At 23.9% G+C, this 13,703-nt stretch carries 14 protein-coding genes and 1 pseudogene; 10 read left to right on the forward strand and 5 right to left on the reverse strand.

The window, feature by feature from the left end:
- Position 1 precedes the first annotated feature (1 nt).
- Positions 2 to 1,120 carry a DNA polymerase III subunit beta gene (locus ACXYRP_RS03035; protein WP_458597781.1) on the reverse strand — a complete coding sequence of 373 codons (1,119 nt, stop codon included), beginning with the start codon at positions 1,118 to 1,120 and terminating at the stop codon, positions 2 to 4.
- A 135-nt stretch (positions 1,121 to 1,255) separates the two neighbouring features.
- A complete protein-coding gene (locus ACXYRP_RS03040) occupies positions 1,256 to 2,671 on the reverse strand; it encodes a helix-turn-helix domain-containing protein (RefSeq protein WP_458597779.1) in 1,416 nt (471 codons plus the stop codon).
- 251 nt (positions 2,672 to 2,922) lie between these two features.
- Here ACXYRP_RS03040 and ACXYRP_RS03045 point away from each other — a divergent pair, with 251 nt between their 5' ends.
- From ACXYRP_RS03045 to ftsH, 4 genes are read left to right on the forward strand one after another with little or no spacing between them, the layout of a single operon-like run.
- Positions 2,923 to 5,319 (forward strand): ATP-dependent DNA helicase, encoded by a 2,397-nt coding sequence (locus ACXYRP_RS03045; protein ID WP_458597777.1) that lies wholly within the window; start codon positions 2,923 to 2,925, stop codon positions 5,317 to 5,319.
- A gap of 1 nt (position 5,320) precedes the next feature.
- A complete protein-coding gene (gene pth, locus ACXYRP_RS03050; RefSeq protein ID WP_458597775.1) occupies positions 5,321 to 5,881 on the forward strand; it encodes an aminoacyl-tRNA hydrolase in 561 nt (186 codons plus the stop codon).
- Positions 5,871 to 6,743 (forward strand): tRNA lysidine(34) synthetase TilS, encoded by an 873-nt coding sequence (gene tilS, locus ACXYRP_RS03055; protein ID WP_458615196.1) that lies wholly within the window; start codon positions 5,871 to 5,873, stop codon positions 6,741 to 6,743. Before pth ends, tilS begins: the two co-directional genes overlap by 11 nt.
- Before the next feature lie 36 nt (positions 6,744 to 6,779).
- A complete protein-coding gene (gene ftsH, locus ACXYRP_RS03060; RefSeq protein WP_458615197.1) occupies positions 6,780 to 8,768 on the forward strand; it encodes an ATP-dependent zinc metalloprotease FtsH in 1,989 nt (662 codons plus the stop codon).
- Here ftsH and ACXYRP_RS03065 read toward each other — a convergent pair.
- Positions 8,765 to 9,370, reverse strand: coding sequence for a ribonuclease HII (locus ACXYRP_RS03065; protein WP_458615198.1), 606 nt, complete (start codon positions 9,368 to 9,370; stop codon positions 8,765 to 8,767). The genes ftsH and ACXYRP_RS03065 overlap by 4 nt on opposite strands.
- Positions 9,371 to 9,414: 44 nt before the next feature.
- On the opposite strand from ACXYRP_RS03065, the gene ACXYRP_RS03070 reads away from it, so the two are divergent.
- Both ACXYRP_RS03070 and ACXYRP_RS03075 read left to right on the forward strand, forming a co-directional pair.
- Positions 9,415 to 9,948 (forward strand): hypothetical protein, encoded by a 534-nt coding sequence (locus ACXYRP_RS03070; protein ID WP_458615199.1) that lies wholly within the window; start codon positions 9,415 to 9,417, stop codon positions 9,946 to 9,948.
- Between the two features lie 7 nt (positions 9,949 to 9,955).
- Positions 9,956 to 10,690, forward strand: coding sequence for an MAG0110 family membrane protein (locus tag ACXYRP_RS03075; RefSeq protein ID WP_458597766.1), 735 nt, complete (start codon positions 9,956 to 9,958; stop codon positions 10,688 to 10,690).
- A 151-nt stretch (positions 10,691 to 10,841) separates the two neighbouring features.
- On the opposite strand, the gene ACXYRP_RS03080 is transcribed toward ACXYRP_RS03075, so the two are convergent.
- The gene (locus ACXYRP_RS03080) at positions 10,842 to 11,204 is read right to left on the reverse strand and encodes a hypothetical protein (RefSeq protein ID WP_458597764.1); all 363 of its coding nucleotides are present in this window, start codon (positions 11,202 to 11,204) and stop codon (positions 10,842 to 10,844) included.
- Between the two features lie 143 nt (positions 11,205 to 11,347).
- Between ACXYRP_RS03080 and ACXYRP_RS03085 the strand changes: the two genes are divergently transcribed.
- The 4 genes and pseudogenes from ACXYRP_RS03085 (at position 11,348) to ACXYRP_RS03100 (ending at position 12,434) form a co-directional block, all read left to right on the forward strand.
- Positions 11,348 to 11,704 (forward strand): hypothetical protein, encoded by a 357-nt coding sequence (locus tag ACXYRP_RS03085; RefSeq protein ID WP_458615200.1) that lies wholly within the window; start codon positions 11,348 to 11,350, stop codon positions 11,702 to 11,704.
- A gap of 17 nt (positions 11,705 to 11,721) precedes the next feature.
- A pseudogene (locus ACXYRP_RS03090) lies at positions 11,722 to 11,799 on the forward strand (hypothetical protein); the annotation flags it as partial.
- A gap of 60 nt (positions 11,800 to 11,859) precedes the next feature.
- Positions 11,860 to 12,024 (forward strand): hypothetical protein, encoded by a 165-nt coding sequence (locus tag ACXYRP_RS03095; RefSeq protein WP_458615201.1) that lies wholly within the window; start codon positions 11,860 to 11,862, stop codon positions 12,022 to 12,024.
- On the forward strand, positions 12,000 to 12,434 hold the full coding sequence (locus ACXYRP_RS03100; RefSeq protein WP_458597760.1) for a hypothetical protein: 435 nt from the start codon (positions 12,000 to 12,002) through the stop codon (positions 12,432 to 12,434). The genes ACXYRP_RS03095 and ACXYRP_RS03100 overlap by 25 nt, the downstream gene beginning before the upstream one ends.
- 253 nt (positions 12,435 to 12,687) lie before the next feature.
- Here ACXYRP_RS03100 and ACXYRP_RS03105 read toward each other — a convergent pair whose 3' ends face one another.
- Complete coding sequence (locus ACXYRP_RS03105) at positions 12,688 to 13,593, reverse strand: hypothetical protein (RefSeq protein ID WP_458615202.1); 906 nt, start codon at positions 13,591 to 13,593, stop codon at positions 12,688 to 12,690.
- Positions 13,594 to 13,703: the final 110 nt, after the last annotated feature.

The following is a 13,703-nucleotide window of genomic DNA, read 5'->3' on the forward strand; positions in this document are numbered from 1 at the left end:
ATTAATACCTTCTTATAGGAGTAATTAGTTGTATATGATTTTTGTTTTCATCTGAAAGAACAAAAATACGATCATTTGTCTCGTTTATTTTTAAGTATATTTTTCCGTTTGGTAATACAGAAACAGCATCTTTAATAAATTGAAAATCTATATCCATTTCTAAAGGTTTTCCATTATAAGTAATATTTTTTGTTGATGCTTGAGATATACCAAGTTCAGGGACTTCAAAACTTAGTTTTAATTCTTCTTGATTTATAAAAAATGATAATCTACGTACTTTATCAGAGTTATAAAAAACAACCTTATTTATTAATTTTAAAAATTCTTCTTTTTCTATACTTAATGTTTTAGAAAAAACAGGTGTTATAAAATTATTTATATCAAGATAATTTAGTTTTGTTAAATTAGTAAAAATAACTAAGTTATCAGCAGATATACCAATTTTTTCTTCATCAAAAAACACTACAATTTCCTCTGGCATATCTTTGAAAATAAGTTTTTTTAAATTTTTTGCCTCAATAATAACATTTATATTTATTTCTTTGTTTATATTTATTAATAAACTTGATAATCTAAAACTATCTGTAGCTGTCAAACGTAGTTTATTTATATCAGTATTTTTTATATTTATACATTTATATAAAAGAGCAGTTAATCTTTCGTTTGTTCCTTGTGAAGTAGATATTGAAACATTATTAATTGCTTCTTCTAAAATTTTTGATTTTATAGTAAATTGATTTTTCTTTAAATCGAAATTGATAAAAGGATATGAATCAGAATTTAATTGTGTTAATGTATATTTAGTTGTTTTGTCATAAATTTTTATATTTTGTCCATAACTTTCAAATGTTATTCTATTATCCATTTTTTTAATTATGGTTCTTAATATGTTTGAACTAATTAAAAATATTCCTGCTTCATCTACTGATAAATCTTTTTCATCTACATTAATTATAATTCTAGCTGCTAAGTTATTTTTTGCTGAAATCAAAACAAGTTTATCTGCATCTATTTTAAAATAAATACCACGATACGGAACAAAAGCATCATTATTATCGTTATAAGAACATAAAAAATCTATATTATTATCAATAACATTTTTTGATATTGTAAATTTCATAAATTCCCTCTTATTATTTATATAATTTCTTGTGAATAAGTGCTTTAAAAACTAAAAAGCATAAAATAAGCTATAAAAACCTTAAAAATTTAACTTTTTGAACTATTAACAACTTATTTATTTATGTATAAATGTTTATTTTAAACCACGGATTTCCCGAGAAAGTTGTTCGATAGTTTTTTGAATTGATTTGTCATATCCGTCATTGTTAATTTTTTTAATAGCATTTAATATGGTTGTGTGATCTTTGTTGAATATCTTTCCTATTTCTGTGGATGAAAGAGAAAGAAAACTATTCACTAATATGATAGCTATATGTCTTGCAACAACTATTTCTTTTTTTCTAGATGAACCATATATATCTTTTTCAGATATTCGATAATATTTAGCAACAGCCTTAATAATACTTTCTGAATTAATTTCTACTTGTTGTCTAACAACATCAGCGAAAATTTTTTGAATAACATCATAAACATAATTTGTATTAATAAGTTTGTTTCGAGAAAAAGAAACACGTTTAGCTGCACCCAATAAAGCACGAATTGAACTAAAGTGATTTTTAACTATAAATTGTTTTGAATTTTCATCTAATATATGAAAATCAAAACCTTCTAAATTAAGAACAAAACCCAATAAGTTATACATTTCTTTTTCGTTTGGATTTTTAATTTTAGTAATTAAACCAGATTCCAATCTTGTTATAAGTCTGTCATCAAATTTATTTTCTAAGTCATGTATATTAAGTTCAGCAGCAACTACTGTAAGTTTATTGCTTTGGATTCTTCCATCTATAATTTCGTATATGAAATTTTTAGTTTGTTTTTTTTGTCCATCACCAAAAAGTTGAAAATCATCAAAAACAACTAAATCTAATTCTGTAAAAAACTTAATTAAGTTAGAAATCTTTAAAGATTCATTTGACATTAATAAAGAAGAAATTTGTCTTGTGAAAGAGTTTGGAGAAATATAATAACCTTTTTTACTTGCTTTAACAAATTCGTTTCCTATCGCATGTAAAAGGTGGGTTTTTCCTATACCAGAACTACCAAAAATATATAAAGTATTCAAACCAAAAGGATTGTTAATTAAATTTTGACAAATTTCAACAACTTCTTCATTAAAACCATCTTTTAAATAATTATCAAATGTTTGATTTCGAACAAAGTTGTTTGATAATTTTTTCTTTTCTTCTTTTGTGATAACTTTAGAATTGATTTTTCTTTGTTCTTCTTCTGTTTCTTTTTGATATTCTGTTTTGTTTTTTATTGTTAATTTATAAAAAACTTGTGTTCCAAATATTTCCTTTATTGCTTTATCAAAAATTTCTTTATAAAAACCATTTAATCCTAAAAGTGATTGCTCTTGTTCTAGTGGTATATATATAACTAATATGTTTCTACTAAAATCAATGATTTTCATCTTAAAAAAGAAAGACTTTCAAATAACATTGTCTGTTATTTCGTTCCTTAAATAACTTTTAAGTTGTTCAGTCAATGAATCGAGTTTAACATCTTCATAATTGTTTATGTTTTTAACAACTTCATCATTCATAATTTAAATTATAAAGTAAATAATATACACTTACAAGAATAATTAAAAATAATGATAAAATACCAAGCAAATATAAAAGTTATTCACAACTTTTACTGTTAAAATATAGATATATTAATACTTATTAACAACATTTTTTTAAATTGTTAATAACTTAATAAAAAATCGAATATATTATGTTGATAAGTCTATTAATAATTAATCTTTAAAACCATTTAAATATAAAATAAAAAAGTATAATTTAATAATATATGAAAGAAAAAAATGATTCAATTTATAAAGAAACAGGGAAGTTTGTAAAAATAATTTCTGGTGGTTTTAGTCAAGGATGAGCTTTTATGATTTTTGAATCAACAGAAAAAAAACAAAAAAAAGCAATTTATGCAAGAAAAAATGTTCCTGAGTTATATAAAAAATATGAAATAACTTATGAAATATCAAATTACAAAGATAATAGACAAGGAATAAAACTTACATCATATATACCTGTTATTGAGTATGTTGATATAGATGTTGAATTAAAACAACATATAGAAAAGATACCTAAAGTAGGAAAAATAACAGCAAAAAAAATATTTGAACAATTTGGAAGGAAGTTTTTTGACTATTTAGAAGATCCAGAAAAGAATAGCAAAATTTTAAAAAGTGTTCTTTCAGATGTTCAAATAGAAAATTCTGTTAAATATTATAAACATAATAGTGATTCAGTAAAAAAAGTGTTAAATGCCGCATCTGTCGATTCAGAAGAATATAGAAAAAATATTGAATTTTTTTATGGTAATGATTTAGTAAATTTATATACTTTTCTAAAAATTAAATATCAAACAGATTTAGAGGATTTTATAAAAAAATATAAATTACTTAATCCGTATAAACTTTACCTTGAAGATTCGTACAATTTATATGACATAGATCGTTTTGCGATTTTGCTTGGTTGAAATCAGTTGTGCGAAGAAAGATTAGATGCTTTTATTCATACAGCATTTATAGATTTAGAAGACAATAATTCGACTTATATAAATTCAAAAGAAATTGTTGATAAAACACTGACTATGATGTCCTTAGAAAAATTACCAGATTACCAAGAAAAGGTAAAAAACAGGTTAAAAGAACTTACAAAATTAAAATATTTAATTAATGATCATTTTATGTATTGTCGTGTCGAAATGCAAAAAAAAGAAGAATTTATAGTTGATAAATTAGTTAAAATAGATAAAAAAGAACCTTTGATACTAAAAAAAGAATCTGAAGATAAATTAAATTATTTATCAAACGAACAAAGAGACGCATACTTTGCTTTTATAAATCATAATGTTTCAATTATTTCGGGAAACCCCGGAACAGGTAAAAGTAGTTTGATAAAACATTTTTATAATACCTTAAAACAAAACGATTATAAAATTGAATCTAATTTTTTTATTTTAGCACCAACAGGTAGAGCGGCTTCAAATTTATCATCTAAAGGACATTTTTATGCAAGAACTATTCATAGTTTTTTAAAAATAAAAGATGATAAAGAAGAAGTTTTAGAAAACGAAGATGCAGAAAAAGCAAAAGTTATAATAATTGATGAGTTTAGTATGGTTAATATAAATTTGTTTTATAAACTACTTAATAATTGTCCAAATTTGGAAAAAATAGTATTGTTAGGCGATAAGGATCAACTTCCTGCAATAGGGCCTGGTTATATATTAAATGATTTAATAAATAGTAAAAAAATAAAAACAACAGTATTAGAAAAATTTTATAGAAGTGATTCGTTAGAAATTAAATCATATGTCGATTTTATAAATTTTCTTGGTAATTATAAAGATATCAGGTATATAAAAAATATAAAAGAATATATTAAAGAGTTATTTAAAAGAAATTATATAAATGAACAACTCTATGAAAAGGTTGTATCAACAGATTATTTACCTTCTGAAACAAATATATTTAATAAGATTCTAACATTTGAAAATAACTGAAATGATTGAATGGGATATTCGATAAAGAAAGAAAAAGTTAATTTTGTTATTTATAAAAACTTCGAAAAAGATATAGTTAATATATATAAAGGAATTCTAAATAAATATGGTATTAATGATTCTATAATATTGTGTCCTATGTATAAAGGCTTATATGGGATAAACAAAATAAATAATTTGATACAAAAACTTTATAATCCAAAAGGAAGAATTATTCATTGAACTAATTTTAATGATAATAAAGTTATTTATAAAATAGGTGATAAAGTAATTCAATTAGTTAATAAGTATGATAAAAATATTTCAAATGGTGATATAGGATATATAACTGATGAAAAGATAATTGATGGTAAGAGTCAAATAACAGTGACTTTTAAACAAGGAAATAAAAATATAAAAATTATTTATAATAAAGAAGAATTTAATGCTGAAATTAATTTAGCTTATGCTATAACAGTTCATAAATTTCAAGGAAGTGAAACAAAAGCAGTAATGTTTATAATAAATAATAATTTTAAACATATGTTAAACAGAAAACTTGTTTATACAGCGGTTTCACGTGCAATAAATGAAATATGAATATTTTCTCCAACTGAATTTTTATATTCACAACTTTTAGTTCCGCAATTTACAAAAGAAAAAGAAATATATACAAATATGCAGATTTTATTGAAGGATTAATATGAAATTAATAGTAGGTTTAGGAAACCCAGGGATTGAATATAAATATACAAGACATAATGCAGGTTTTTTAGTAATAGATGAAATTTGTAATAAATTGAATATATCATTAAATAAAACAAAATTTAATGGTGATTTTGTAAAAATCGATGATTTAATTATTGCAAAACCAAAAACCTTTATGAATTTATCAGGTAGCTTTGTTTCTTCAATGTGTAGTTTTTTTAAAATATCACCAGAGGACGTAATGGTAATTCACGATGAAAAAGATTATGAACTAGGAAGAGCAACTATTAAAATAGGTGGTTCTGGCGGAAGTCATAATGGTGTTAAAAATATAATTGACCAATTAGGGACTCAGGAATTTAAAAGACTTCGTATAGGAATAAAAACCCCTTTTCAAGGAGAATTAAAGGATTTTGTACTAGGAAAATTTACAAAAGAAGAATTTGAAATATTAAAACCTATTTTAAATATTTCAGCACAAGCAGCAATCTCATATGCGTTTAATGATATAAAAACAGTAATGAATAAGTTTAACCAAAAGAACAATGGAATATAAAAAAATTTTGTTAGCCGTTAGTGGCGGACCTGATAGTATGTATATGTTAAATAAGTATAAACATTTAGATGTTGTTGTTGCGTATATTAATTATAATCAAAGGGAAGATAGTTATTTAGATGAGCAAATAGTTACAGATTTTTGTAATAAAAACAAAATTAAATTAGAAAAACTAGTTTTAAATAAAAGTGATTATATCTCAGGGAATTTTCAAGATTGAGCAAGAGAAAAAAGATATTTCTTTTTTAAAGAAATTTATTATAAATATAATCGTAATATACTTTATATTGCACATAATTTAGATGATTATTTAGAAACAGCACAAATGCAATTAGCAAGTAACAGAACATTTTCTTTATTAGGGATAAGAAAAAAAAGTTATTTATTTAATATGAATATATATAGACCATTTCTGTTTCGTTATTTTAAGGAAACTATACTAAAAAAATGTAAAAAATATAATATACCTTTTCATATTGATTATACAAATAATCAGAATAAATATTTAAGAAATATTCAAAGAAATAAAAATAAATTATTGTCCAAATTTCAAAAAATACTAATATTAATTAATATTTATTTAAAAAACAGAAAAATACACAAAAATAATCAAATAACTGAAAAAGAATATAAAATATGATTAGAATCAAATTTTGCTCAGGAAATATTTCGTTTTTTTTTAAACAAACAAGAATTAATATATAAATTTATACATTTAAATTTTGATAATATTGAATTATCATCCAAAAAGATACAAGCGATTGAAAAATTTATACTCTCAAATAACAGAACAAGTGAATTTAAATTAAATGATAAAAACAAACTACGGAAGAAAAAAGGAAAAATAATTGCAAAAGAATAAAGAAAAACAATTTATAATTTAATATAAAGGAGAAAAATGTTTTCAAAAAACAGAAAATCAGTATTTTGAACGATTATAAGTATTATAATAATCGCAATCATTCTTTATTTTCTAATAACAAGTTTTTTAGGTTCTAAAGAAAAAACAATTAGTTTAACTCAATTAGCTCAAAAAGTAGTTGCAGCTGCTTCTGATAAAAACCACTCAACTTATTTTACACAAATGAGAGTTGATAGTTTTTCTAATACAATATCTGCAACTTTTAATCAAAAAGAGGTTGATGGTTCTATTATACAAAGTAATTATGTTATCTATGGAAGTTATAACTTATTTGAATCAATTTTAAAAGATATAAACTCTAATATTAAATTATCAGATGCATTTTTTGGTGACACATCAAAAGGGATAGTGGGAGTGCAGGCACCAAAACCAAATGTTGCTTTAAATTTATTTATTAGTTTGATTCCAACATTGTTATTGATTGGAATAATATATTTTGTATATCGAGCTCAAGCAAAAATGATGTCAGGTCAAGGTGGAGCATTTGGAGAAAAAAATCCGGCTCAAATAATCAAATCTGATAAAAAATTTAGTGATATAGCAGGAAACAAAGAACCAATAGAAGAAATTTCTGAAATAGTTGATTATCTAAAAAATCCCAAAAAATATCAAGATTCTGGTGCGAGAATGCCTCATGGTATATTATTAGGTGGCCCTCCCGGAACCGGAAAAACTCTATTAGCAAAAGCTACAGCAGGTGAGGCAAATGTTCCGTTCTTCTTTGTTTCTGCTTCTAATTTTGTTGAGTTATTTGTTGGTATGGGTGCAAAAAGGGTAAGACAAGTTATAGCAGAAGCAAGAAAAAACGCACCAGCAATTATATTTATAGATGAATTAGATGCAATCGGTAGAACACGTGGATCAGGTATAGGTGGTGGCCACGATGAAAGAGAGCAAACATTAAACCAATTACTTGTTGAAATGGATGGGATAAAAGAAAACTCAGGACTTTTATTTGTTGCTGCAACAAACAGAACTGATGTTCTGGATCCTGCTTTAACTAGACCTGGTCGTTTTGACCGTGTTATAACAGTTGGATTACCTGATATAAAAGAAAGAGAAGAAATTCTAAAACTTCATGCAAAAGGAAAGAGATTTGCATCAAATGTATTGTTTTCAAACATCGCAAGAAGAACTCCGGGATTTTCGGGTGCTCAATTGGAAAATGTTGTTAATGAGGCAGTCTTATTATCTATAAGAGAAAAATCAGATTTAATAACTTTAGAAATTATAGATGAAGCAATTGATCGTGTTATGGCAGGACCTGCTAAAAAATCAAGAACAATTACTAAAGAAGAACTTACAGCAGTTGCCTATCACGAAGCAGGGCATGCTGTTGTAGGGATAAGAATTCCAGGAGGTAATAAAGTTCAAAAAATTACCATTATCCCACGTGGGCAAGCAGGTGGTTATAATTTAATGATGCCTGAAAATGAAAAATATAATTATACTAAAGAAGAACTTTTAGCATCTATTGCTTCATTTATGGGTGGTAGAGCAGCAGAAGAATTTATTTATGGAAAAAATAATATTTCAACAGGTGCTTCTGATGATATAGATAAAGCGACAAACATTGCTCGTCGTATGGTAACAGAATTTGGAATGAGTGATTTAGGTCCGATAAAATATCATGAAGAAAAAGGAAGTCCGTTTTTAGGAAAAACCCTTGCTACAAATTCATCTTTATCTAACCAAGTAAGTCATGAAATTGATTTAGAAATAAGAAAGATTATTTTAGAAGCACAACGTCGTGCATATCAAACAATTTCAGAAAATACAAAATTATTAGAATTAATCAAAACATTATTGCTTCAAAAGGAAACAATTATTGCTGAAGAAATATCTTATATAGCTGAACATCTTGAATTACCACCTGAACATAATAATTCATCAGAAAGTGATTCAAGTGATCAAAGTGTTGATGATTTAATCTTCTCAACAGAGCAAGAAAAAGAACAAGATTAGTTCTTTTTTTGTATTAAATTTAAAACAGGTTTATATTTAATTCGGTGATAATCTTTTAATATACCAAATAATTTCAAGGCTTGCAAATGTTCTTTAGTAGGATATCCTTTGTTTTTATCAAAATAATACTCAGGATGTATTTTATGTAAATTCATCATATATTCATCTCTTGCAACTTTTGCTAGTATGGATGCAGCAGCGACACAGAGAGCTTTATTATCACCTTTAACCAAGTTTATTTGTCTAATATCAAGATCAATTTTTTCATAATCTGTAATCGTTATCTGGGGTGTTTTTTTAAATGATTCAATACATTGTTTCATTCCGAGTTTTGATATTGCTTTTGGATTTGAGTTATTTATATCAAAAACATCATAAAATTTTATTTTATATTCTATAGCAATATCTTTAATAAGATTAGATAGTTGAATTCTTTTGTTTGGTGCAATTTGTTTAGAATCTTTTATATCTTTATTAAGATAATTTTTTGGAAGCATCACACAAGCAACAACTAAAGGTCCGGCGATACAACCTCGACCGACTTCATCGCAACCAGTAATATAATCATATTCACCAAGATGTTCTATTTCAAAGTTTAACATAACAATATTTTATAATTTATTATATAATTACAAAAGGAGAAAAAATGGCATCATATGTAACTGCAAAATGTAACAAATGTGGTCGAACATCTCATTATATTTTTGGTTTTTCTGAAGACTTAAGATTATTCGATTTATTTTTAAGTGAGTATAAAAAAGTACAAAAGGACTTGTTTAAAGAAGAAGAGTTTTATAAATACTTTAATGATTTATTTAATAAAGATATTGTAGAATATCAAAAATTAACTGATCAAGAAAAGAATGATATATTAAAATATAATTATCAAAATATTCTTAATTTCTTTTGAGAAGAAGAAATAAAGATGATAAAGAAAAATATATTAACAGGTTATGAGTTAGAACTATATCCTGTGGTTATTCTATCCAAACCTGCTGAAGAACGTGATATTCTAAATGTTCCGCTGTTAAAAGTGAAATTTTTAGACGGAAGTGAATATAATCGTAGATACAACTCACAACAATCACAATATGTGCAATTTAGCGAAGATCAAAAATTATTAACATGTCCATATGAATTAAAATTAACAGCTGAAAATATTAATGAAGAGGAAAGGTAAAGGTAATATGAACGATATAAATTTAAATGCATCAGGAATCGAAATAGATATAAATATTGAAAGAAAAAAGAAGGCAAAATTATGAGGAATTTCATTAGCAGTATTAGGTTTTTCTTTTGCTTTTGTTATAACAATTTCGTTAGTGATTCAATATTTTTTAAGAAGAAATAATAACCCCCAAATAGCACTTATAATGTTATGAGTAGGTTTAGCAGCATTGTTTGTTTTATCGCTTGTATCAGGTTTTTTATATAAAATTAAAAGTAAATTTATTTATTTTTATTATTTGTTTCAGTTAGGGACTTGGATACTAATATTTACGGGAATTTTATTTTTCTTTTTACAAGTTTATAAATTAGATACAGTTAGATTTCTAGGAATAAGTTTATTACCAATTTTAATTATTGGAGTTTTTGGATTAATAGGTTATTTTGAAGTAATTAAAATAAAATTCTTATATGCTTTCATAGGTGTATTATCAATTGCTTTAATTGTAATGTTTTTTATATCAATATTTGTTTTTGGTATTACTTGATATTATTCAGCAGTTGCTATTGTATTGATTGCAGCGATGACAGCAGCTGATATATATCAAGTACGTAAAGAATTAAATTATGTGGTCTATACAGATTCTAATTTTCAATTTAAATATGCATTAAGTGTTGGTATAAGATTATTTGTTAATGCAGCATCGATATTATTACAATTATTAATGTTAATAATGGGAGCAAGTAAAAAATAAGTGGTTATACTTATTTCCAAAATGCAATCTAAAAAGCTACACAATAACTTAATTTTTATAGTGTAGCTTTTTAGATTGCATTTTGGTTCATCACATTGTGATGTTTTATATTGCTTTTTGTTCAAATGGTTTTGATTTCTCACTTAAATTGTTAGTTTTTATTAATCTTAGTAGATAACATAGTATTTAATATTGCTACAGGGATAATAAATAAACCAAATAAAACCGGAACAAGTAAAGTAAGAACAAATATAGATATAGAATAATAAGTTATATCTTGTTTTTCTTTGTTATTAATTTGGTAACCAAATATTATTGTATTTAAAACAAGCACTGGTATATAAGTTAATATAGATAGAATAACAAAAACCAAAAACACAATATATACATATGGAAAACCGCCAAATATCATTGCTAAGTAAAAGACAAAAACAAGTGTTATAAATAAGATGATAACATAACTTAATATCGTAGATGTTAATGATAAATTATAAGTTTTAGATATTTTTTTCATTTTTCCTTTCTTTATAACTTAATAATACAAAAAAAAAAAAAAAAACTGAAGCAAAATATTAAAGAATGACGCTCGGGAGCACCACCCCGACGTCCTACTTTACTGCTTTATTATTAAATATTTTTATATATAATTAAATAAAGATGAAAAAAAACAAAAAAGAAATTGAAATACTCGCTTTAAAATTAACTCATAGTTCTTGCGTGATAGAGAATAATACATTTACATATCAACAAACAAAGGAATTATTATCACAAAAACAAATAAATTTTAATGAATACAGTACTAAAAAACTAAGAGAAGTGTATGAGTTACTAAATTTTAAAGAAGTAATTTTATATATTTTGGATAATTATAATAATTTAAAAATAGATAATGAAACAATAAAACTAATTCATAGTATTATAATGAATAATATTATAGAAAATAAAGGATTATTTAGAAGACATAATGTTGCATTAGTGGTTCGTATGTTAGACTTTGTGATTATTCGGTTGTAGAATATAAATTACAAAACTTAAATGCTAAATTTGAAAATATAATAAAAACAACAACCGAAAAATTAGAAAATATTTTAGAATATCATTGTAATTTTGAAAAAATACATCCTTTTAGTGATGGAAACGGAAGGACAGGAAGAGCAATATTATTCTTGATGCAACTTCAACATAATTTGGATATTTTATATATAGATCCAGATTATAAACAAGAATATTATCAAGCATTAAGTGAGTATGATATTAGAGGTGATATTAAACCGCTAAAACGACTTGTTTTAAAAACTAAAGGTAATATATGTTTAAAAGACAAGATATTATAGAAGATTTAGTAGTTAAATATATATATTTTTATGAAGTAAAAGATAAAAATAATTATAATTATCGGTTTGTTTCTGAACTTTTAAAGGAAGAAATGATATATACTAAACCCGACTTTAAAATGAATGTTAATTTAATTTTAAAATGGGTGAAGATGTATAAAGAATCAGTAAAACTTTTAAATATAAATAACATTAGAATAATTTATAAAAATCATTTTGATTTATATAAAAAAGTCCAAAATTATAAATTGAGTAATTATAAGAGTTTTATTTTATATAATCAAATATGTTTAAATAACTATAAATCACCATTATACCAACTTAATTTTAATAAGAATTTCTCTAACAAAAAAGAATTTGATTCTTTTTATAAGTATGAGTATTATGACTTTAATTTTTTAACCAAATAAAACAACACAATTTTGTGTTGTTTTATTTGGTCTTTTACTATTCTATATAGACTTTAATTGTTTGTATTATATGTATTTTTTCAAACTTAATATTATTCTAGGATAGTCATTGATATTATAACTAAACCAAATATCTAATATCTTGTGTATAAATATTAAATATAATCAAAACAAAATAAGTTGTCAAAAATTCTTTATCTTGATTATATTTAAGCAAAAAATTGCATAAATACTAAAATTAAGCAAAATTCTACTATGCAAAAACTTTTTCAAATGCATCTTTGCCGTTGTTGTTGTTTTGATTTGTTTTAATAAACACATTATTTAATTTTCTTAGTTTTGATGTTTGTATCAAAGATAATATAGCAGCAGGAACGGTTAATATACCAAAACTAAATGGCATTAAGAATGTTAAAAGTAAAATAATTAAAGAGTTATATTTTGGCGAACTTAATTGTTTGTTTTCTGAATGAATACTATACAAAATAGTGTTTATAATAAGTATTATAATTCAAGAAGCAAATAATAAAAACGGAAATAAACTTAACAAAAATATTTCTACTGGAGAAATAATTCTACTACCGAATCTGGCGTAATAAGAATTATTTTGCTCACCACCCATAAATGCAGTAACAAACACTAACGGAATCAATATTAACAAGTAAATAATGAGAAAATTAAAAAATGTAGAGGTAAATGCTAATTTATATGTTGTTGTCTTTTTGAATGTCTGTTGCTTAATTATATCTTCTAATTCTATTGATGATATAAATAACATTACTGTAATAGCAATATGAATAAACATAGCTGATAAAGAAATCATTGGGATTCAAGCAAAAAATTGTGAAAAAATTATTAATCCAAGGTTAACAAATATCATAACTTTTATATTTCCGATTTCAGAAGCTTCCTGACTAAATGATAATATAAAAATTATTATAATTAAGATGAATATTACTAAATAAATAACTACATTTATTACAGTTATAGAAGCATAAGTGGGAATAACATTAAACATATTTATGAATAATGCATTGTATGTTCTACTATCAATAACTTGTTTGATAGGATATAAAATAGTTGTTAATATTCATAAAGTTATAGTAATAACTGACAAAATAGCAGCAGATAAATTGAGTTTTTGCAAAGCTTTAAGCATTATAATCCTTTCTTTATTTAGAATACAAAAAAAAAAAAAAAAAAACAAAGAAATTTAAAGTAGGACAAAAAGATTAACAATTAATTCTGTTAATCTTTTTGTTTTATTAA

It is taken from the genome of Mycoplasma sp. 5912 (assembly GCF_054353835.1).